Source organism: Streptomyces radiopugnans (assembly GCF_900110735.1).
In the GTDB taxonomy this organism is placed as follows: domain Bacteria; phylum Actinomycetota; class Actinomycetes; order Streptomycetales; family Streptomycetaceae; genus Streptomyces; species Streptomyces radiopugnans.
The window spans coordinates 1-19980 of record NZ_FOET01000029.1 but is presented as its reverse complement, the minus strand read 5'-3'; the positions used below and the strand labels follow the sequence as shown (position 1 = coordinate 19980).

Annotated in this window: 18 protein-coding genes; 8 read left to right on the top strand and 10 right to left on the bottom strand. The window is 73.3% G+C overall.

The window, feature by feature from the left end:
* Positions 1-120: 120 nt before the first annotated feature.
* On the top strand, positions 121-1044 hold the full coding sequence (locus BMY40_RS27150) for an FAD-dependent oxidoreductase (RefSeq protein ID WP_093654219.1): 924 nt from the start codon (positions 121-123) through the stop codon (positions 1042-1044).
* Between the two features lie 54 nt (positions 1045-1098).
* On the opposite strand, the gene BMY40_RS27145 is transcribed toward BMY40_RS27150, so the two are convergent.
* Complete coding sequence (locus BMY40_RS27145; RefSeq protein ID WP_093654221.1) at positions 1099-1641, bottom strand: hypothetical protein; 543 nt, start codon at positions 1639-1641, stop codon at positions 1099-1101.
* A 96-nt stretch (positions 1642-1737) separates the two neighbouring features.
* Here BMY40_RS27145 and BMY40_RS27140 point away from each other — a divergent pair, with 96 nt between their 5' ends.
* The 3 genes from BMY40_RS27140 (at position 1738) to BMY40_RS27130 (ending at position 4275) form a co-directional block, all read left to right on the top strand.
* Positions 1738-2445 carry a response regulator transcription factor gene (locus BMY40_RS27140; RefSeq protein ID WP_177213818.1) on the top strand — a complete coding sequence of 236 codons (708 nt, stop codon included), beginning with the start codon at positions 1738-1740 and terminating at the stop codon, positions 2443-2445.
* A 91-nt stretch (positions 2446-2536) separates the two neighbouring features.
* A complete protein-coding gene (locus BMY40_RS27135) occupies positions 2537-3955 on the top strand; it encodes a HAMP domain-containing sensor histidine kinase (protein ID WP_093654225.1) in 1419 nt (472 codons plus the stop codon).
* A 107-nt stretch (positions 3956-4062) separates the two neighbouring features.
* Positions 4063-4275 carry a hypothetical protein gene (locus tag BMY40_RS27130; RefSeq protein ID WP_093654227.1) on the top strand — a complete coding sequence of 71 codons (213 nt, stop codon included), beginning with the start codon at positions 4063-4065 and terminating at the stop codon, positions 4273-4275.
* Between the two features lie 186 nt (positions 4276-4461).
* Here the strand turns inward: BMY40_RS27130 and BMY40_RS27125 are convergent, their stop codons facing one another.
* The 4 genes from BMY40_RS27125 to BMY40_RS27110 all read right to left on the bottom strand — a co-directional run bounded on the left by BMY40_RS27125 (position 4462) and on the right by BMY40_RS27110 (position 9476).
* Complete coding sequence (locus BMY40_RS27125) at positions 4462-5955, bottom strand: GH1 family beta-glucosidase (protein WP_093663425.1); 1494 nt, start codon at positions 5953-5955, stop codon at positions 4462-4464.
* 113 nt (positions 5956-6068) lie between these two features.
* The gene (locus tag BMY40_RS27120) at positions 6069-6995 is read right to left on the bottom strand and encodes a carbohydrate ABC transporter permease (protein WP_093663424.1); all 927 of its coding nucleotides are present in this window, start codon (positions 6993-6995) and stop codon (positions 6069-6071) included.
* A gap of 18 nt (positions 6996-7013) precedes the next feature.
* Positions 7014-8030, bottom strand: coding sequence for a carbohydrate ABC transporter permease (locus BMY40_RS27115; RefSeq protein ID WP_093663423.1), 1017 nt, complete (start codon positions 8028-8030; stop codon positions 7014-7016).
* Positions 8031-8174: 144 nt separating this feature from the next.
* Entirely contained in the window at positions 8175-9476 is a 1302-nt protein-coding gene (locus BMY40_RS27110) for an extracellular solute-binding protein (protein WP_093663422.1), read from the bottom strand.
* 282 nt (positions 9477-9758) lie between these two features.
* On the opposite strand from BMY40_RS27110, the gene BMY40_RS27105 reads away from it, so the two are divergent.
* Together BMY40_RS27105 and BMY40_RS27100 are read left to right on the top strand one after the other, a co-directional pair.
* A complete protein-coding gene (locus tag BMY40_RS27105; RefSeq protein WP_093663421.1) occupies positions 9759-10775 on the top strand; it encodes a LacI family DNA-binding transcriptional regulator in 1017 nt (338 codons plus the stop codon).
* Between the two features lie 220 nt (positions 10776-10995).
* The gene (locus BMY40_RS27100; protein WP_093663427.1) at positions 10996-11811 is read left to right on the top strand and encodes an SAM-dependent methyltransferase; all 816 of its coding nucleotides are present in this window, start codon (positions 10996-10998) and stop codon (positions 11809-11811) included.
* A gap of 87 nt (positions 11812-11898) precedes the next feature.
* Here BMY40_RS27100 and BMY40_RS27095 read toward each other — a convergent pair whose 3' ends face one another.
* The 3 genes from BMY40_RS27095 to BMY40_RS27085 all read right to left on the bottom strand — a co-directional run bounded on the left by BMY40_RS27095 (position 11899) and on the right by BMY40_RS27085 (position 14514).
* Positions 11899-12804: a helix-turn-helix domain-containing protein gene (locus BMY40_RS27095; protein ID WP_093663420.1), complete on the bottom strand. Its 906-nt coding sequence runs from the start codon at positions 12802-12804 to the stop codon at positions 11899-11901.
* Between the two features lie 135 nt (positions 12805-12939).
* Positions 12940-13173, bottom strand: a complete 234-nt coding sequence (locus tag BMY40_RS27090; protein ID WP_093663419.1) for a DUF397 domain-containing protein — start codon at positions 13171-13173, stop codon at positions 12940-12942.
* Positions 13174-13404: 231 nt separating this feature from the next.
* Positions 13405-14514 (bottom strand): GDSL-type esterase/lipase family protein, encoded by a 1110-nt coding sequence (locus tag BMY40_RS27085; RefSeq protein WP_093663418.1) that lies wholly within the window; start codon positions 14512-14514, stop codon positions 13405-13407.
* A 450-nt stretch (positions 14515-14964) separates the two neighbouring features.
* On the opposite strand from BMY40_RS27085, the gene BMY40_RS27080 reads away from it, so the two are divergent.
* Both BMY40_RS27080 and BMY40_RS27075 read left to right on the top strand, forming a co-directional pair.
* Positions 14965-16668: an ATP-binding SpoIIE family protein phosphatase gene (locus tag BMY40_RS27080; protein WP_093663417.1), complete on the top strand. Its 1704-nt coding sequence runs from the start codon at positions 14965-14967 to the stop codon at positions 16666-16668.
* Positions 16669-16735: 67 nt separating this feature from the next.
* Complete coding sequence (locus BMY40_RS27075; RefSeq protein ID WP_093663416.1) at positions 16736-17131, top strand: hypothetical protein; 396 nt, start codon at positions 16736-16738, stop codon at positions 17129-17131.
* Between the two features lie 67 nt (positions 17132-17198).
* Here BMY40_RS27075 and BMY40_RS27070 read toward each other — a convergent pair whose 3' ends face one another.
* Positions 17199-18299, bottom strand: a complete 1101-nt coding sequence (locus BMY40_RS27070; RefSeq protein WP_093663415.1) for a polysaccharide deacetylase family protein — start codon at positions 18297-18299, stop codon at positions 17199-17201.
* Between the two features lie 196 nt (positions 18300-18495).
* Positions 18496-19980, bottom strand: a 1485-nt coding sequence (locus BMY40_RS27065; protein WP_107436806.1) for an FAD-dependent oxidoreductase, incomplete at its 5' end; no start/stop codon positions are given.

The window sequence follows — 19980 nt, the reverse complement described above, 5'->3', positions numbered from 1 at the left end:
CCGGCCCCCGGATCCGGCCCCCGGATCCGGCCCCCGGATCCGGCACGGAACCCGCGCCCGGATCCGGCCCCGCGCGGCGAACCCCCGCGCCACACGGGGCTCCGGTGCTGGAATGTCCCCATGACCACCACACCGACCCGCACCGGCGACACCGACCTGGTCGTCATCGGCGGAGGCCCGGCGGGCTGCGCCGCCGCCCGGACGGCCGCGGGCGTGGGGATGCGCTCGGTGCTGGTCGAACCGGACGCCCTGTGCCGCACCCTGGCCCGCATCCCGGCGCTGGACAACGTCCTGGGCGGTTTCACGAGCGGCCCGGAGCTGGCCGGCGCCGTCACGGCGGACCTGGAGCGGACCGGGCCGTGCCGCCTCGAACTCGGCCGCCGTGTCACCCGGATCAGCGCCGGCGACGACCGGGTGACCGTCACCCTGGACTCCGGCGGCCGTCTGACGGCCCCGTACGCGGTCCTGGCCACCGGAGTCGGGCCGCTCCGGCCCGCGGACGCGCCCTGGATCACCGCCCCGGCCGGCCTCGCCCCGCCCCCGCTGTGGGAGGTGGAACCCGGGCGGGCCGAGGGCCGCACCCTGCTCGTCCTCGGCGGCGACCGCCCGCTGGGCACCTTCCTGCGCGCCCACCCGGACACCGGCACCCGTCTGCTGGTGGCCCACCCGCCGGGCGACGACTACAAGGTGGAGGAGATCCGCGACGACCCCCGCGTCACACTCCTGCCCGTCGGGCACCTGGTCCTGCGGACCGCCGGGGAGGCGGCGGTCACGGCCGGGACGACCGGCCGCGACGGCGGGCGGGCCGTGGTCCGCGCGGACGCGGTCGTCGCCAACATCGGCAGCGCCCCCGCCGCCCCGGCCGGCGACCTCGTCCGCGACGCGGCGGGCTACTGCCCGCCGGAGCGCCAGCACCCCCGCGTCCTGGTCGCGGGCGATGTGCGATCGGCCCGCTTCCAGCGGATCATGACGGCCATGGGCTCGGGCGCCGAGGCCGCCCTGCGCGCCTACTACGCCGGCCGGAATCCGCCCGCGGGGACCTGATGCGGCCCGGGCGGCACGCCGTGCGGAGTCCCGCCGCCCCGGCCCCCCGGGCGGTCAGCCCCCGTGCTCGTCGACCGTCACCTGCGGCCGGGAGCCGTGCCAGACGCAGAAGACCGACGACGACTCCTCGCCCCGGCTGAAGGTGACCCGTATCCACCCGCTCTCCTGCCAGACCCGCATCTCCCAGCCGGGATTGGGGGTGGCGGAGACCAGGCCCGCCGAGTCCCGGCCCAGGTCGAAGGCGACCCGGCCCCCGCGCACCTCGCGGCTCTCCACGTTCCCGGACCCGCCGCCGGCGCGCGTGGCGCCCCCGCCCGGCCCGGCGTCCCGGCGGACCCCGCCGGAGCCGCGCGAGACGGAGGGCCTGGACGCCCCGGGGGAGCGGGCGGTCGAGGAGGGCCTGGGCCGCCGGGTGGAGGCGGTCTCCGGCTCGGGGCGCGAGGCGGACGGCGCCGGTGTGCCCGAGGTGATCGGCAGCGCCCGCGGCAGGTCGTACGCGGTGCCCGACACCACGGTGTGCACGCCGAACCAGGACAGGGTCACCGCCGACCCGGTGGCCAGCACCCACGCGCCCGCGTGAACCAGTCCTCGTCGCATCCCGCGCACCCTAGCCGCTTTCGCCGCGCGCTCGCGGCCGTGCCGCTCCGTCCGGTGCCTCCTTGACGTGTCCGCGTATGCCGTAACGTGCCGCCCATGGCACGTGTACTCGTCGTCGAGGACGACCAGTTCGTACGCTCCGCCCTGATCAGGCACCTGACGGAGGCCTCCCACACCGTGCGCAGCGTCGGGACGGCCCTGGAGGCGCTGCGGGAGGTCGCGCACTTCGGGTTCGACGTGGTGATACTCGACCTCGGGCTGCCCGACCTCGACGGGGCCGAGGCGCTGAAGATGCTGCGCGGGATCACCCAGGTGCCCGTGATCATCGCCACCGCGCGGGACGACGAGGCGGAGATCGTCCGGCTGCTCAACGACGGTGCCGACGACTACCTGGTCAAACCGTTCTCCGTGGAGCACCTGTCCGCCCGGATGGCCGCCGTGCTGCGCCGCGCCGGCACGGGCGCCGCGGCGGGTGCGGAGGCGGACCGGGCGATACGGGCCGGGGGACTGGTCATCGACCCGCTGCGGCGGCAGGCCGAACTCGACGGACGCCCGCTGGACCTGACCCGCCGGGAGTTCGACCTGCTGGCCTTCCTCGCGCAGCGCCCCGGGGTCGTCGTACCGCGCAGGGAGCTGCTGGCGGAGGTCTGGCAGCAGAGCTACGGCGACGACCAGACCATCGACGTCCATCTCTCCTGGCTCCGCAGGAAGTTGGGCGAGACCGCGGCCAACCCCCGCTATCTGCACACACTGCGAGGTGTGGGCGTCAAACTGGAGCCCCCGCGGGAGTCCTCGCGGGGGTGAGCCCGGCCGGGGCCGCGGGGCCGTGGAGCCGCGGGGTCGTGGAGCCGCGGGGGAACGGGGCGGTCGCGGGAGAGGAGAGGGGGAGGGGCCCATGAGACGGGCGCTGGTCAAGGTGTGCATCGCCGTGACCGCGATGGTCGTGGTGGCCTTCGCCGTGCCTCTGGCCCTGGTGGTCAAGGAGATGGCCCGCGACCGGGCCTTCACCGGCGCCGAGCGGCTGGCCGCCTCCGTCACCCACCTGCTCGCCGCCACCGGGGGCGACCGGGGCCCGCTCCAGCGCGGGCTGGCCAGCATGCCGGCGCAGGCCGCCGGGCGGATCGCCGTGTACGCGCCCCCGGGCCGGGAGGACGGGAGCGCCGATATCGGTGAACGCCGGGTGGACGAGGGGAGGTTGCGGTCCATCGCCCCGCTGGAGGGGGCCACCGTCGTGCCCGTCGAGGGCGGCTTCGTGCTGCTCCAGCCGGTCGTCACCGAACGGTCGGCCGTCGTCGAGGTGTTCGTGCCCGAGGACGAGGTCACGGGCGGTGTCGCCACCGCCTGGCTCGTCCTGGCCGGTACCGGCCTCGCGCTCGTCGTGGCGTCCGTCGTCATCGCCGACCGGCTCGGCACCCGCATGGTGGGCGCCGCCGAGCGGCTGGCCGGGGCCGCCAGGGAGCTGGGCACGGGGCGGCTGGCGGTGCGGGTCCCGGTGGAGGGGCCCGCCGAACTGCGCCTGGCCGCGGCGGCGTTCAACTCCATGGCGGACCAGGTCGCCCAGTTGCTCGCCAACGAGAGGGAGCTGGCCGCCGACCTCTCCCACCGGCTGCGCACCCCCCTGACCGTGCTCCGCCTCAACACCGCCTCGCTCGGCGACGGCGACGCCGCCGAGCAGACGCGCGCGGCCGTCGCGCAGCTGGAGCGGGAGGTGGACCACATCATCCGCACAGCGCGCGAGCAGCGGACCCAGCCGTCGGACGCGCCGGGCGGCGGCGCCTTCTGCGACGCCTCCGAGGTGATCCGGGAGCGGATGGACTTCTGGTCCGCGCTCGCCGAGGACGAGGGCCGCGAGGCGGAGCTGGCCGGGGTCGGGGAGCCGGTGCGCGTCCCCGTGGCCCGCGCCGACCTCGCCGCCGCCCTCGACGCGCTGCTCGGCAACGTCTTCCGCCACACCCCGGAGGGCACCGCCTTCGCCGTGGACGTCCACCGCGCGGCCGCCGGCGACTCGGTGATCGTGCTGGTCTCCGACGCGGGGCCCGGCATCGACGACCCGGACGCGGCGCTGCGGCGCGGCCACGGCGACGGCGGTCCCGGTTCGACGGGCCTGGGCCTGGACATCGTGCGGCGGGTGGCGGAGTCCACCGGCGGCGACGTGCGGATCGGACGATCGGTGCTCGGCGGGACGGAGGTAAGGTTCCTGCTGTCCTCGGACGGGGGGCACGCCCACGGAGTGAGCCGCCGGCGCGGACACAGGGTGCGACGGGGCGTGCGCCGAAGGTGGCGGTTCCTCAGCCGTTCCGTAGACCGGCCTTAAGGGAGCCATAAGTTCCCGGACACCTGTCCGGAACGGGCGTTTCGCCGGAATCGCTCCCGCTAGCGTGCTCCCTGTCCACGTTCCCCACGGATCGAGGCAGGAGCGCAATGAGGAGCATCGCCGCACAGTGGCGCCGCCCGGGCGGGCGGCGGCAGCCGATCGCCGACGCGGCCGTGGCGGCGATCGTGGCGGCCGGCGGGCTGGTCCTGGCCGGTACGGCGACGGCGGAGCCGGGTCCCACACCGTCCGCCGCTGCGACCGCGCACCCTTCCGCCACGGCGGAGGGGGCGCGGCAGGGCGCCGCGCCGTCTCCTCGCTGACTCCCGGCCCGGTCCCCACCGGCCTTCACCGGCGGGCGGGGCCCCGGCCCGCATGAACCAGCCACCCCCCACGACAGGCGGGGCGCAGCGGTCTCCACCCCCACACCCGCTGCGCCCCGCCCGGTCCCCTCGGACCGGTCTGCCCCGGTCAGGCCCTCCGGTCAGACCGCCCGGCCACCGGGTGCCTCAGTCGGCCACCGGGTCTCCCACCGGCTCCCCCAGGGCGTCCAGCGCCGGGAGTGCGGGCAGTTCGCCGGTCCGGGCGACCTCGGCGTACCACCGGGCGCTGGACTTGGGGATGCGGGCCAGGGACTCGAAATCCACGTACACCGTGCCGAAGCGCTTGCTGTAGCCGTACGCCCACTCGAAGTTGTCCAGCAGGGACCACAGGAAGTAGCCGCGCACGTCGGCGCCGTCGGCGATCGCCCGCTGGACGGTGCCCAGGTGGCTGTGGAGGTAGGCGATGCGGTCGGGGTCGTGGACGGTGCCGTCGGGGGACGGCTTGTCGTCGCAGGCCATGCCGTTCTCGGTGATGTAGAGCGGGATGCCGCCGGTCTCGCGGTGGTAGCGCATGAGCAGGTCGTGCAGACCGGTCGGGTCGATCGTCCAGCCCATGTCCGTGGTCTCGCCCGGGGTCTGGTGGAAGGCGATGTCCTCCGCGGCCGGCCAGGGGGACTGCTCGCCGCCGCCGTGCCCGTCCCGGCGCGGCAGCTTCCGGTCGGCGGAGGCCGAGACCAGGGTGGGGGTGTAGTAGTTGATGCCCAGCGCGTCCAGCGGCTGGTGGATGTCCGCCAGGTCGCCGTCCTTGACGAAGCTCCAGTCCGTCAGGCGCGAGGTGTCCTGGATCAGGTCCTCGTCGTACACCCCCCGCAGCATCGGGCCGTCGAAGATCCGGTTGGCCAGGGCGTCGATGCGCCGCCTGGCGTCCAGGTCGTCCGGGTCGTCGGTGAGGGCCCGGACGGCGGCCGGGTTGATGCTGACGCCGATCTGCGCGCGGCCGGGGAGGGCGGCGCGGAGGGCCTGGGTGCCCAGCCCGTGGGCGAGGTTGAGGTGGTGGGCGGCGCGCAGCACGTCGGCGTGGTCGGTGCGGCCGGGGGCGTGGACGCCCGAGCCGTAGCCGAGGAAGGCCGAGCACCAGGGTTCGTTGAGGGTGGTCCAGCGCTCCACGCGGTCGCCGAGCGCGCCGGCGACCAGGGAGGCGTACTCCGCGAACCGCTCGGCGGTGGCGCGCTCCGGCCAGCCGCCGGCGTCCTCCAGCTCCTGCGGCAGGTCCCAGTGGTAGAGGGTGACGACGGGCTGGATGCCCTTCTCCAGCAGCCCGTCCACCAGGCGGCTGTAGAAGTCCAGTCCCTCGCGGGAGGCGGGGCCGCTGCCGCCGGGCTGGACGCGCGGCCAGGAGACGGAGAAGCGGTAGGCGCCCACGCCGAGGTCGGCCATGATCGCCAGGTCCTCGCGCCAGCGGTGGTAGTGGTCGCAGGCGACGTCGCCGGTGTCGCCGTTGCGCGTCCTGCCCGGGGTGTGGGAGAAGGTGTCCCAGATGGAGGGGGTGCGGCCGCCCTCGGTGGCGGCGCCCTCGATCTGGTAGGCGGCGGTCGCGGTGCCCCACAGGAAGCCGGGCGGGAACACCCGGGCGTTCCGGGTCGCCGGGGCGGTTTCGGCTGTACGGGATGCGGTGGCCACGGAGGTCCTTCCGAATCGGTGGTGTCGGGGGAGGATCGGGGGGGTGGGTTCGGGGGCGGGAGGAGCCCGGGGCCGTGGGGCCGCGGGGGTGTCCGGGTCTCCCGGGCGGGGTGTCAGCCCTTGACCGCGCCCTGCATGATGCCGCCGACGATCTGCTTGCCGAAGACGACGAACATCGCCAGCAGCGGCAGGGTGCCCAGCAGCGCGCCGGCCATGATGAGCGACTGGTCGCGCACGTACCCGGCGCTGAGCTGGGTCAGGGCGACGGGGATCGTGGGGTTGGTCATGTCGAGCACGATGAACGGCCAGAAGAAGTCGTTCCAGGCGTGCACGAAGGTGATCATGAAGACCACCGCCATCGCCGGGCGGGCGACCGGCAGGACGATGCTCCAGAAGATCCGCAGGCTGTGCGCGCCGTCCACGCGGCCGGCCTCGATGAGTTCGTCGGGCAGCGCTTCCACCAGGTACTGCCGCATGAAGAACACGCCGACGGCGCTGACCAGGGTGGGGAAGATGACGGCGGGCAGCCTCTGCCCCCAGCCCAGCTCGGTCATCATCATGAACAGCGGTACCACGCTCAGCTGGGGCGGCACCATCATCGTGCCGATGACCAGCATCAGCAGGATGTTGCGGCCGCGGAAGCGCAGCTTGGCGAAGGCGAAGCCGGCCAGGGTGGCGAAGAGGACGGTGGACAGGGCGATCGTCATGGCGACGATGAGGCTGTTGACCAGTGCCGTGCCCATCGCCGCGTCCTCCCACGCGGCCGAGAGGTTCTTCAGCAGGTTGGGGCCGGGTAGGAACGGCGGCGGGGTCTGGGAGACCCGGGTGTTGTCGGTGGAGGCCGCCACCATCGTCCAGTACAGCGGGAACAGGGAGAGCAGCGCGGCCAGACCGAGCAGCGCGTAGGCCACGGGGCCGGCCTTCTGCTGCTGTCCGGCCTTCGGGCGCAGGGACATGCGGATCCGGCGGCTCGTGGGCGCGACGGTCTCCGCGAACGGCTCGGGTACGTCCGCGCGGGGGCGGGCGGTGTCGGTGGTCATGGGATTGCCGCTCCCTGGTCAGGACGTACGGGACTTGACGCGCTTCACGACGCGCTGCAGGACGAAGGCGAGGATGAGCAGGAGGAACATCGCCCAGGCGACCGTGGCGGCCCGCCCCATCTCGTAGTTCTTCCAGCCCTCCTCGTACAGCAGCAGGCCGAGCGTCTGGTACTGGTTGTCCGCTCCGCCGCTGACGCCGTTCGGTCCCTGGCCGAAGATCAGCGGCTCGCCGAAGAGCTGGGTGGCGCCGATGGTGGACAGCACGATGGTGAAGACGATCGTGGAGCGGATGCCCGGGATGGTGACCTTGGTGAACTGCTGCCAGCGCGAGGCGCCGTCGATGGCCGCCGCCTCGTAACGCTCCTGCGGGATGGCCTGCATCGCGGCCAGGTACAGCAGGGCGTTGTAGCCGGTCCAGCGCCAGATCACGATGGAGGAGATCGCGAACTGGGCGGGCCACTTGCTGTTCTCCCAGTCGACGTTGTCGACTCCGAACAGGCTCAGGAACCAGTTGATCATTCCGAAGTCGCGCTCGAAGAGCATGGTGAACACCAGCGCGGCGGCGCCGATCGAGGTCGCGTAGGGCGTCAGGGCCGCGACCCGGAAGAACGCCGAGCCCTTCAGCCTGTAGTTCAGCAGGTGCGCCAGGCCGAGGGCCATCAACAGCTGCGGAACGGTGGAGATCACGCCGATGGTGAAGGTGTTCGCCAGCGCGTTCCAGAAGCGTTCGTCCTGCCAGAGCTGCGAGTAGTTCCCGAAGCCCTCCCACTCCATGATGTCCATGGTCGCCAGCTCCACGTCGTGGAGGGAGATCCAGGCCGTGTAGAGCAGCGGGTAGAGGCTGAAGGCTCCGAAGACGACGAAGAAGGGGGCGACGAACGCGTAGGGCGCCGCCTTGATGTCGAAGCGGTGCAGGAGGGTGCCCCACGGCTGCCGGGGGCGCGCCCCGTTCCGGTCGTCGGGGCTCTCCTTGGTGGGGCCGGCTGGTCCGCTCTGCGGCCCGCCGAGACCGGGTGCCGAGGTGGAGTTGGCCACGGGGGCTTCCTTCCTGGGGGTGCGTGGTGGGAGACGGTGAGGACGGCAAGGACCGCAGGGGCGGTGGGGAGGTGTCGAAGGGGCCCCCGGCGGCCGCGCGGGGAGGCGGTGGCCGCCGGGGACCTCACGGACGGGCGGGACGGGTCAGTCGACGGCCTTCCTGATGCGCTCGTCGGTGGTCTTCCACGCCTCGGCCGGGCTCTTGCCCTGCTCCACGAGCTGGAGGCCCTGGGAGAAGGTGTCCTTGATGGTGCCGTCCTTGGGGCCGAGCACCTGCTCGTCGGGGATGTCCTGGGCCGCGGCGCCGAAGACCTCGCCGATCGGGGCGTTGCCGAAGTACTCCGACTTCGCCCCGGTCACCGCCGGGGACTCCAGGGCCTTCGCGGAGGAGGGGAAGTTGCCGATCTCCTTGAAGATGTGCTCCTGCTGCTCCGGCGCGGTCAGCCAGGCCACCAGCTTCTTGGCCTCCTCCTTCACCGGGCTGTCCTCCATGACCCCGAGGAAGGAGCCGCCCCAGTTGGCGCCCTTGGGGGCCTTGGCGACGTCCCACTTGCCCTTGTTGGCCTCGCCGGCCTTCTCGCTGATGTGGGCGAGCATCCACGCCGGGCAGACGGCGGTGGCGAAGCTGCTGTTGGCCAGACCAGGGTCCCAACCGGGCTGGAACTGGCGGAGTTTGGCCGTCAGACCGTCCCGGGCCGCTCCGGTGGCCAGCTCCCAGGCGTCCTTGATGACCGGGTTGTCCTGGTAGATCAGCTCGCCGTTCCTGTCGTAGAACTGCTCGGAGCTGCCGTAGATCATGGCGTTGAACAGGCCGCTGGCGCTGTCCATGTAGGCGGCGTCGCCCTTGAAGCCGTCCTTGAAGTCCTTGCCGACCTCGACGTACTTCGCCCAGTCGCCGTCCCAGAGTTCGGCGACCTCCTCGCGGTCGGTGGGCAGGCCCGCCTTCTCGAACATGTCCTTGCGGTAGCAGACCGCCATCGGGCCGATGTCCGTGCCCAGTCCGATCACCCTGCCGTCGCCGGTGGTGACCTGGCTCTGCTTCCAGGGCAGGAAGTGGTCGGTGTCCGGGACTCCGGAGAGATCGGCGAACTTGTCGGCCCGGGTGTCGGCGAGTTCCTTGGCGCGGCCGATCTCTATGCCCTGGATGTCCTTGAGGCCGCTGCCGGCGGCCAGCCGGGTCTGCAGCGCCGTGTAGTACGTCTGCTCGTCGCCGGCGATCTCGGCCTTGATGACGATGTCCGGGTTCTCCTCCATGTACTTCTCGAGGAGGCCGGTCTCCTTGATGCCCATGACGCCGAACAGCCCCATGGTGATGACGGTCTTGCCGTCCTCGGTCTTTCCGCCGCCGCTGTCGCCGCCGCCCGAGCAGCCCGCCACGAGCGTGAGGGCGGCGGCCGACGCGACGGCCACGACTCTTGTACCGAACAGCTTGCGGGCACTGCCCATGGCGTCCTCCTTGCGGGCGGCGACGGATCACCGCGGTGCGGTCCCGGCGGGCCGCACGGGCCCGACGGGTGGAATCGTTCCCATTCGAGGGTGGGAGCGTTCCCATCAGGTTGTGGAAGACTGTCCCCAGGAACGGTCGCTGTCAAGGACGAGCGCCGGATCCGTTACCCGCCGAGGCTCCCGCGAGCACCGGCGCGACGCCGGTCGCCGCACGGCCGTCTGACACAATGCGCTGGTGAGCGCCGTGCGCGGCGCGACGGAGACAGAGGAGGCGGGTACGCCATGGGGGCCACTCGGCGGCCGACCATCAAGACCGTGGCCGCCCGGGCCGGAGTGGGCCGCACCACCGTCTCACGGGTCCTCAACGGCTCCCCCCTGGTCAGCGACGAGGCGAGAGCGGCGGTGCAGACGGCGATCGCCGAACTGGGCTACGTGCCCAACTCCGTGGCGCGGTCGCTGGTCACCAGCAGGACCGACTCCATCGCCCTGGTCATACCGGAGTCGGAGAGCCGGCTGGGGTCGGAGCCCTACTTCTCGGCCGTGATCCGCGGGGTGAGCAACGGCCTGGCCGGCACCCAGATCCAGCTGCTGCTCACCCTGGTCCGCGACCAGCGGGAGATGGACCAGCTCACCCGCTTCCTCACCGCGCGCCGGGTGGACGGTGTGCTGCTGGTCTCGGTGCACCGCGACGATCCGCTGCCCGGCCTGCTGGAGGAGCTCGGGCTGCCGACCGTCCTGGCCGGGCGCCGTTCCCCGGCCGAGTCGCTGAACCACGTGCACTCGGACAACATCGGCGGCGCGCGCGACGCGGTGCGCCACCTCGTCGAACGCGGGCGGCGCGAGATCGCGACCATCACCGGCCCGGCGGACATGGACGTCGCCGACAGCCGCCTGCGGGGCTGGCGGGACGCGCTGGGCGAGGCCGGGCGGGAGGCGTGCGGGGAACTGGTCGCCCCCGCCGACTTCACCGAGGAAGGCGGACGCCGCGCCATGCGCGGGCTGCTGGAGCGCCGCCCCGGTCTGGACGCGGTCTTCGCCGCCTCGGACGTGATGGCGGCGGGCGCCCTGGCCGAACTGCGCCGCCAGGGGCGGCGGGTGCCGGACGACGTGGCGGTGGTGGGCTTCGACGACTCGATCGTCGCCCGGCACACCGACCCGCCGCTGACCACCGTGCGGCAGCCCGTGGAGGAGATCGGGCGGACGATCACCGAACTGCTGCTGCGGGAGATCGGCGAGCCCGGCGGCGTACGGCAGCACGTGGTGCTCCCCACCTCGCTCGTCGTCCGCGACTCCACCTGACGCCGCCCGCGCACGGCGGCGGGCGCCGCCGGCGGCCGGCCGCCGGACCGGCGCGGTCGCCCCCCCCGGCCGGTCTCCCGGAACGCGCCGCGGAAGGCGTCCGGCGAGTGTCCCCCTTTCCGCAGCGCGGGGAGAGCGCACCTGGCAGCATGGTTGCCCCACTCGGCGGGTGCCGCCCTGTCCCGACACATCTCCCACTCGGAAGGTTGTGAAGGCCCGGATGAACCAGTCCAGGGAACCCCTCACCAGCAAGATCGACGTCACCGTCCCCACTGCCGCGCGCATGTACGACTACTACCTGGGGGGCAAGAACAACTACGCCGTCGACCGGGAGGCGGCCGAGAAGCTCCTGGAGGTCGTCCCCAGCACCCAGGCGCTGGCGCTCAACAACCGCCGCTTCCTGCAGCGCGTGGTGCGCGTCCTGGCGCGGGAGTACGGGATCCGGCAGTTCATAGACCACGGCTCCGGCCTGCCCACCCAGGACAACGTCCACCAGGTCGCGCAGCGGGTGGACCCCGAAGCGCGCGTGGTCTACGTCGACAACGACCCGATCGTGCTGGCCCACGGCCGCGCCCTGCTGGCGGAGAACGAGAACACCACCGTCATACAGGCGGACATGTGCGACACCGACGGCATCCTGGACCACCCGGACACCGTCCGGCTGATCGACTACGACCGGCCCGTCGCCGCCCTGTTCAACTCCGTCTTCCACTGCGTTCCCGACTCCGCCGACCCGGCCGGCGTGGTCAAGCGCGTGGCCGACCGGCTGGCGCCGGGGAGCTTCTTCGTGATCTGCCAGCTGGTCAGCGAGGACGCCGAGACGCGCAGGTCCGTGACCGAGTTCATGGACAGGAGCACGGGGGGCAACTGGGGCAGGGTCAGGGAGCCGCACGAGGTCGAGCGGTTCTTCGAGGGGCTGGAGATCCTCGAGCCCGGTCTGGTGGAGGTCTCCACCTGGCGGCCGGACTCGGACGTGGGCCCCAAGCAGCGCACCTGGGAGTGGAAGGAGTTCGGGGGCGTCGCCCGCAGGCCCTGAGACTCCGCCGCCCCGTTCGTGTGTGTGGGGCCGCCCTCCCGGGAGGGCGGCCCCACACACACGAACGGGGCGCGCCCATCCCCGTGTTCAGCCCAGCCGCTCCAGGAGCTCCTCCAGGAAGGCCACGCTGTCCGCGGGGGTCTCGGCGACCGCGCACAGCCGGTCCATGATGGACAGGTAGTGGTCGACGTCCTCCTCCTTGTCCAGGTAGAGCGCGCTGGTCAGCTGCTCCAGATAGACGACGTCGGGCAGGTCCGGCTCGGGGAAGCGCAGTATCGTCACCGGGCCGCCCACCGCGGCCAGGCCGCCGGTCTCGAACGGCGCGACCTGCAGCGTGACGTTCGGCCGCCGCGTCGCCTCGATCAGACGGCGGAGCTGACCGCGCATCACCTCGGTGTCGCCGAGCGGGCGCCGCAGGGCCGCCTCGTCCAGGACCGCCCACAGGCGCGGGGCGTCCGGCCGGGTGAGCAGCGCCTGCCGCTCCATGCGCAGCCGGACCCGCCGGTCGTTCTCCTGGCCGGAGGCGTGGGGGTGGCACAGGCGGGTCACCGCGCGGGCGTACTCCTCCGTCTGCAGCAGGCCCGGGATGAACTGCACCTCGTAGGTGCGGATGACCGCGGCGGCCTCCTCCAGACCGAGGTGCCGCTCGAACCACTCGGGGAGGACGTCGCTGTAGCGGTGCCACCATCCGCGGGTGTTCGTCTGCCGGGTCAGGGCGAGGAAGTCCGCCCGCTCGTCCTCGTCCAGCACCCCGTAGAGCGTGAGCAGATCCGCGACGTCGCGCTCCTTGCACGCGCCCTGGCCCCGCTCCAGCCGGCTGACCTTGGCGGTGGAGCCGCGGATCGCCTTGGCCGCCTCCTCCAGGTCGATGCCGCACTCCTTGCGCAGCCGCCGCAGCTGGGAGCCGACCACCAGGCGCAGCACCGTGGGACTGCCCTTGGGATGTTCGATATAGCGCTTTATCGACAAGGAGCGGCTCGGTTCGGCGGCCATGCGTGCTCTCCTGAGTGAAGGGACAGACACTCAGTGTGCCACCGCCGACGCCGCGCCGTACAGCAGCGCCCCCGGGTGACCGCCGGTTCGGCCGATCCCACGGAAGCCCTCCCTCCGGCCCCGCCCGGCCGCGGCTCAGCCGACCATGTCGTCGAACTCGCCGTCCTTGGCGCCCTGGAGGAAGGCCGCCATCTCGTCGCGGGTGTAGACGAGGGCGGGGCCGTCGGGGTGACGGGAGTTGCGCACGGCCACCGCGCCGTCCGGCAGCGGGGCGAGTTCGACGCAGTTGCCCATGCTGCTGCGGCGGCTCTTGCGCCATGCCGCGCCCTCGAGCTCCGTGGCCGGCATGCCGTTGACGGTCTGCTGCATTGTCGCCCCTCACTGGCCGCGGCCGCGCCCTCGGGCCGGGCCGCGGTCCATGACGTTCCGTTGCTGCGCGTATCGGCGTCGGCGGCGCTGCAATTACAGCTGCAAGCGCAGATGTAATTGCAGCGCCGTGTGACAGTCGAGGATAGTAGTCCCGACAGGCCGGTTCCCGCGCCGGATTCTCCGGCAGACACCGGTCCGCGCGGACCGGCGGCCCGCACGGACCGGCGGCGGTCAGGCCGCAGTGGCGGCGCAGGCGACGGTCGCCGGGGCGGAGCCGGCGGACGCCACGAAACCGAACGACACACCGCCCCCGGCGGGGACCGTTCCGTTCCAGGCGGCGTTGCGCACGGTGGCGGAGCCGTCCGCGCCGGCTTCGAGGACTCCGTTCCAGGCCTGGGCGATCCGGCCGCCCCCGTCCAGGGCGATCCGGACCGTCCAGCCGGAGATCGGCCCGGTCCCGGTGTTGCTCACCGTCACCTCACCCTGGTAGCCGCCCTGCCAGCTCGACGTCACACGGAACGAGGCGGTGCATGCGGCCTCGTCCCGGCCGGGGTCGTCCGGGTCGCCGGGCTCACCCGGGTCGCCGGGGTCGCCGGGGTCGCCGGAACCGTCCCCCGCCAGCAGGCCGGCCAGGGCCGGGAACCAGCGGGCGGCGATCTTCTCGTCCCCCGAGGCGTTGGGGTGCACGCCGTCGTAGGTGTCGCTCGCGGTGCTGAAGCCCGTCCACAGGTCGACCGCGATCACCGGCGAGCCGGGGGTGCTCTTGGACCGGGCCCAGTCCGGGATCCGCTCGTTGAGCGCCACGACGCGCCGGGCGCACTCACCGCAGGTGGCGGGGTTCATCGGGATGATCTGCGCGACGAGGACCTTCATGCCCGGATTGCTCGCCCGCATCTGGTCCACCAGGGTGCTGTAGGCGGCGAGGATGGCGTCCGGCGAGCGGTTGCTCCAGACGTCGTTGGTCCCGAAGTGCATGACAACGATGTCGGGCCGAGTGGCGGACAGCCAGCCCGGCAGCAGGTTCCGGCTCGCCACATCGGTCACCAGCGCGCCGCCGTGCCCTTCGTTGTCACCGTCGTGAGACTGCCCGCACCCCTGGGGGCCGAGCGTTCCGACGAAGTCGACGTCCGTGTGGCCCGCGTCCTGGAGGCGGTTCCACAGCAGCGAGCGCCAGCATCCCGGCGAGCCGGTGATGGAGTCGCCCAGCGGCATGATCCGCACCGGCTCCGCGGCGGCGGCCGCCGGGGCCGCGGTCGCGGTGCCCGGCCCGAGGGGCCCGAGGAACCCCAGAAGCACTGCCAGGGCGGTCAGGGCCGCCCGTAAGAGGTGTCTGCTGCGCATGGTCGTCCTTCCGACGATATGGGAGCGCTCCCAGCAGAATCATCAAGCCACCGCGCCGACGGCGCGTCAAGGAGCCGGACTCCGGAAAACCCCTCCCCGCCTCCGCGAGCGCCCCGGGGGCCGCTGCCCTACCCTCGAAAGGCGGGGCGGCGGTCCCTCCGCGGAAGGGCCCGGAACTCCCGGAACTCCCGGAAAGCGGTTCGCGGCCGACAGCCGTGTGCGATGATCGGCACCCGTCAACGGTCGCTGAGCCTCGGGGCGGGCCGACGGAAGCGGAACAGATGCCTCCGTTCGGCCCAGCGCCCCTCTTCCCGACGAGCCGCCGCCCACGGCCCGGAAGACCCTTGAGGCACCAGTGGCGGGGTGCGAGTGGGGAGAGTCGTGACAGCGAACGGCAGCGGTGGCCACCGGCGGCGTCGGCCCGTGCGGAGCGGCCGGACGCCTGTGCGCATGCACCGCGCGACCGCCGCCCTGGCCCGTCCCCGCGCCTCCCGCAGCCGCCTGGCCTGGCTCAACCAGGCGAGCACCATGATCGGCACGACCCTCGACCTGGAGCGGACCGCGCAGGAGCTGGCCGACTTCGCCGTACCGCGGCTGGCCGACGGCGCGGCCGTCGACCTGCTGGAGTCGGTGCTGCGCGGCGGGGGCGGCGAGCGGTGGAAGGGCGCGGAGCCGCCGGTCACCCGGGCCGTCGCGGTGTCCTCGATCGTCGAGATGGAGGATCTGGAACCGGACGAGCCCGGTGAGCTCTCCGTCCACCCCCAGACACTGCTCTCGGTCCACTGCCTGCGGGCCCAGGAGCCGGTCCTGCTCAGCCGGATGAGGCGCGACGACTACGTGCGGGTGGCCCCGACGCCCAGCGCGGCGGCCAAGCTGCGACAGGCGGGGGTGCACAGCTACATGGCCGTGCCGCTGACCGCCCGCGGTGTGCTGCTCGGGGTCGCCGACTTCATCCGCGGCCCCGGCAGCCCCCCGTTCACCCGCGCCGACGTCGAGCTGGCGACGGAGCTGGCCTCCAAGGCGGCGGTCTTCATCGACAACGCCCGCCTCTACGGACGCGAGCGCGAGCACGTCCTCTCCCTCCAGCGCAGCCTGCTGCCCCGCGCCACGCCGAACACACCGGGCCTGGACGTCCTCACCCACTACACGCCGAGCCTGGACCCCAGCGGAGTCGGCGGCGACTGGTTCGACGTGGTCGCGCTGCCCGGCGGCCGGACGGCCCTGGTGGTGGGGGACGTCATGGGTCACGGGGTGCCCGCGGCGGCCACGATGGGGCGGCTGCGCACGGTCGGCCGTACGCTGCTGGCCCTGGACACCGCCCCCGACCGCGTACTGGCCCGGCTGGACCTGGCCGCCCGCGACCTGGAGGACGACCAGGTCGCCACCTGCCTGTGCGCCGTCTACGACCCGGCCACCGCGAGCTGCACCATCGCCGGCGCCGGGCACATGCCGCCGCTGCTGGTGGACGCCGACGGCACCGTCTCGCGGGTCGAGGTGCCCGCCGGGGCTCCGCTGGGCGCCGGGGTGATCCCCTATGACGCCACCACCGTGCCGGTGCCGGCCGGGAGCCGCCTGGTGCTGTACACCGACGGTCTGGTCAAGACGCGCCGGGGGGACATCGACGTGCAGCTGCGGCTGCTGGCGAAGACCGCTCCGGAGCTGGTGGACCGGCTGCTGGAGCACCGGAACCCGGACGGGATCGCGCCGGGGGGCGCGGAGCGCCTGGACGAGTCCGTCCTGCTGGTGGCCGCCGGCGGGAAGCTGCCGCCGGGCACCGATCTGTGCGTGTGGTCGCTGCCGCCGGACGGCACCGCCGCCTCCGTGGCCCGCTCGCTGGTCACCGAACGGCTCGCCCGCTGGGGCCTGGAGGAGCTCTCCGACGTGGCCGAACTGGTCGTCAGCGAGCTGGTCGGCAACGCCCTGCGGTACGGCGGCGGGCCCGGGCAGCTGCGTCTGATGCGGCACGAGAGGCTGACGCTGGAGGTCTCCGACACCGGCCCCGACCTGCCCCAGATCCAGCACGCGGAGCTCAGCGACGAGGGCGGGCGCGGCCTGCAGCTGGTCAACATGCTCAGCCGCAACTGGGGTTCGTGCCGCACGCCCGGTGGGAAGGTCGTCTGGGCGGAGCAGGACATCCCCCACACCGTCTCCTGAGACGCCCGCCCCCGGGGGCCGCGGGCGGACCGGGGCGCGGGCGGGCAGAAGAAGGGCGGGAGCCGGCGTGGAGCAGGCGCGGTACGTGCGTTTCCAGGGTGCGGACCGGGGTGGACGGGACATCCACCCCGGGGTCTTCGCACTGGTCAACAACCTGGCCCGGGAGGGCCGGCTGACCGCCGGGCAGGAACTCTTCCGGCGGATCAACAACGCCTGGTACGACGCCAGCTACACCAACCCCACCTCCGTCGACCCCACGGTCTACGACCCCGCGGTGAATCCGGGCGCGGTGGCGTGGTTCAAGTCCTCGGCCCGGCACCTGATCGAGCGCGTGGACGGCTATCTGGAGATCCTCGCCGCGCACGGCGTCGAGTACCGGTGCCTGCGGTCCTCGGACCCGGGGCGGATCGTCTACGAGGACGACGACCAGGTCGTCGCCGTGCCGCACCCCCGCTCGGGGTAGCGCACGGCCCGTCCCGGCGGCCTGCCGGTGCGGCCGGTGTCGGTACGGCCGGTGTCGGTACGGCCGGTCAGTACGGCCGTGCGGCCTCCCGGTGGTCGAAGGCGAGCCGGTGCGCCTGCTCCCGGGGGAAGCTGACCGTCTCCGGGTCGCCGTCGGAGGTGTAGCGCTCGGCCGTGCCGTCGGCCAGCCTGTCCAGCCAGGCCGAGGAGCTGTACGCCCCCTCCTCGGCGGTGGCCTCCTGGGAGCGGATGCGGGGGATGGCGCCGGGGTCGAGGTCGGCGGAGTAGGGCGAGGGGGCGGGGCGGCCGCCGGCCAGGTAGACGCCCTGGTGGCGGTAGCGCACGCCGCCGTACTCGCCGGTGAGGGCGAGCTGCCGGTTGCGGGGCATGGAGCCGTAGGGAAGCGCCATCGACACCACCGGCGAGTCGGGCAGCGCCTTGTCGATCAGCCACTGGTTGGAGGCGATGTCCCACTGGACCATCGCGTCGTCGGCGTCCTCCAGGACGCTGTGCTTCAGGGTGTGGTTGCCGACCTCGAACCCGTGGTCGTCCAGCCACTTCAGCGTCCTGCGGCCGCCGGGTTCGCCGAACGGGTCGGCGTTGACGAAGAAGGTCGCCACGGGCCGGAAGCCCGGGTGGCGCTCGGCCACGTCCAGGAGGATGCCCACCGCGGTGCCGGGGTCGGGGCGGCCGTCCGCGCCGAGCCGGAACTGGCTGGGGGTCGAGTCGTCGAAGGTGAGCACCACCGGATGCGTTCCGGCGGGTATGTCCATCTCGCCACTGGTGAACTCCCGTGCGGTGACCGGTACGTAGCCCTCCCGCGCCAGCCGCTCCAGCTCGGCGCGGAACTCCTGGGGGGTGCGGTCGTCGACGGTCTCGGGTTCGTCCATGATCCGGTGGTACATCAGCACCGGTACGGCGCCCAGTTCGTTGGCCCGTACCGCCGCCGGGTCGGCTTTCCCGGAGCCGTCCCCGGCATCGCCCCGCGTCTTCGCGGTTCTGTCCCCCTGCGGGTTCTGGTGGGAGTCCCGCTGCTCGCTCCGCGGTGCCTTCGGCGCCTGGTCGTCGGGTGTCGCGGGGGTCTGGGAGCCGGCTGTCGCGGAGCAGCCGGCGAGGACTATGGCGATCGCGGCCAGCGCCGCGCGGTCACCTCGGATGATGTGGCGCATGGTGCCCTCCGGGTGTCGGGAAGGGTGACGTCCGGCCGGTCGCCGGGCCGTCTCCCCCAGACTCCGGTAGCGGTGCGTTCTTCTCCTGTCACGCTCGGCCGATCGGTGGAGGGTGGGCCGTTCGGCCGTAACCCGCCCGGGGCCCGCCGGTGCGGCGGGTTCCGGGCGGGTTACGGCCGGGTCCGGCCCGTGCGGTTCACTCCCGGGGCGGGGCCGGCGGGACCGGCGGCACGGGCAGGACCAGGGCCGCGTGGGCGTGTGCGGGGACGGCGGGGCTGCGGGGCGCCACCGGCCTCACGCGTACGTAGTCGGCGCCCTGCTCGGGGCGGGGGTCGGCCTCGCCCTTGTTGGGCCACAGGGACATCGCCCGCTCGGCCTGGGCGGTGATGGTCAGCGACGGGTTGACGCCGAGGTTGGCGGAGACGGCCGAGCCGTCCACGACCGAGATGCCCGGGTGGCCGTAGAGCCGGTGGTAGGGGTCGATGACGCCCTCCTCGGGCGAGGCGCCGATCGGGCAGCCGCCCAGGAAGTGCGCGGTCAGCGGTTTGCCCATCAGCTCGCCGAGGTTGGTTCCGGGGAAGCCGCCTATCTCCTCCGCCAGCAGCCTGACCGCCTCGGCGCCCTCGGGGATGTGGTCCGGGTTGGGCGCGCCGTGGCCCTGCTTCGCCGTCAGCAGGCCCTTGCCCGGCCCCTTGGGCTTGCGGTAGGTGGTCAGGGAGTTGTCCAGGGACTGCATCACCAGACCGATGATCGTCCGCTCCGACCAGCGGTAGGTGGTGGCGGTGCGCGCCACCAGGACCGGGTGCCGCAGGAACTGGAGGGCCGCGGCGAGCCATCCGGGCAGCGGGCCGTCCCTGCGGTACTGCGGCACGCAGAGCAGGGCCATGAGGTTGGAGCCCTTGCCGTAGCGGACGTTCTCGATGTGGGTGTTGTCGTTCGGGTGGATGGAGGAGGTGATGGCCACCCCCCTGGTGAAGTCCAGCTCCGCGTCCGGACCGTGCTTCCTGCGGTAGCGGCGGGGGAAGGTCAGGGCGCCGACCAGCGCCTCGGAGTTGGTGCGGGTCAGCTCGCCCAGCCTCGGGGAGATGCGCGGCAGGACGCCCTCGTCGCGCATCCGGTGCAGCAGCGTCTGGGTGCCGTAGGTGCCGGCGGCCAGGACGACCCGGCGGCAGCGCAGCACGGTACGTCTTCTCCTGCGGCGCCCGGCGGTGGGGACGGTGGTGACGGCGAAACCGCCGGCGCCGTCCTCGGTCACCTCGGTGACGGTGGTCATCGGGTGGATGACCGCGCCCGCCTTCTCGGCGAGGTACAGGTAGTTCTCGGTGAGGGAGTTCTTGGCCCCGTGCCGGCAGCCGGTCATGCAGGAGCCGCATCCCAGGCAGGCGGTACGGGAGGGGCCCGCGCCGCCGAAGTAGGGGTCGGGCGCCTCCGCGCCCGGGGCGGCCGTCACTCCGCCCCCGGCGTCCTCGCCGTCGCCGAAGAAGACGCCCACCGGGGTGAGCCGGAAGGTGTCGCCCACGCCCATCCGCCGGGCGACGTTCTCCAGATGGGTGTCGGCGTCGGTCTTGGTGGGGTTGGTGCGCACCCCCAGCATCCGCTTCGCCTGGTCGTAGTACGGCTTCAGCTCCTCCTGCCAGTCGGTGATGCGGCCCCACTGGCGGTCGGTGAAGAAGGCCGGCGG

Excerpts from the sequence above, each read along its gene's own strand:
- BMY40_RS27150 (WP_093654219.1), top strand. The coding sequence starts at position 121 with ATGACCACCACACCGACCCGCACCGGCGACACCGACCTGGTCGTCATC.
- BMY40_RS27145 (WP_093654221.1), bottom strand. The coding sequence starts at position 1,641 with ATGCGACGAGGACTGGTTCACGCGGGCGCGTGGGTGCTGGCCACCGGG.
- BMY40_RS27140 (WP_177213818.1), top strand. The coding sequence starts at position 1,738 with ATGGCACGTGTACTCGTCGTCGAGGACGACCAGTTCGTACGCTCCGCC.
- BMY40_RS27135 (WP_093654225.1), top strand. The coding sequence starts at position 2,537 with ATGAGACGGGCGCTGGTCAAGGTGTGCATCGCCGTGACCGCGATGGTC.
- BMY40_RS27130 (WP_093654227.1), top strand. The coding sequence starts at position 4,063 with ATGAGGAGCATCGCCGCACAGTGGCGCCGCCCGGGCGGGCGGCGGCAG.
- BMY40_RS27120 (WP_093663424.1), bottom strand. The coding sequence starts at position 6,995 with ATGACCACCGACACCGCCCGCCCCCGCGCGGACGTACCCGAGCCGTTC.
- BMY40_RS27110 (WP_093663422.1), bottom strand. The coding sequence starts at position 9,476 with ATGGGCAGTGCCCGCAAGCTGTTCGGTACAAGAGTCGTGGCCGTCGCG.
- BMY40_RS27105 (WP_093663421.1), top strand. The coding sequence starts at position 9,759 with ATGGGGGCCACTCGGCGGCCGACCATCAAGACCGTGGCCGCCCGGGCC.
- BMY40_RS27100 (WP_093663427.1), top strand. The coding sequence starts at position 10,996 with ATGAACCAGTCCAGGGAACCCCTCACCAGCAAGATCGACGTCACCGTC.
- BMY40_RS27095 (WP_093663420.1), bottom strand. The coding sequence starts at position 12,804 with ATGGCCGCCGAACCGAGCCGCTCCTTGTCGATAAAGCGCTATATCGAA.
- BMY40_RS27090 (WP_093663419.1), bottom strand. The coding sequence starts at position 13,173 with ATGCAGCAGACCGTCAACGGCATGCCGGCCACGGAGCTCGAGGGCGCG.
- BMY40_RS27085 (WP_093663418.1), bottom strand. The coding sequence starts at position 14,514 with ATGCGCAGCAGACACCTCTTACGGGCGGCCCTGACCGCCCTGGCAGTG.
- BMY40_RS27080 (WP_093663417.1), top strand. The coding sequence starts at position 14,965 with ATGCACCGCGCGACCGCCGCCCTGGCCCGTCCCCGCGCCTCCCGCAGC.
- BMY40_RS27070 (WP_093663415.1), bottom strand. The coding sequence starts at position 18,299 with ATGCGCCACATCATCCGAGGTGACCGCGCGGCGCTGGCCGCGATCGCC.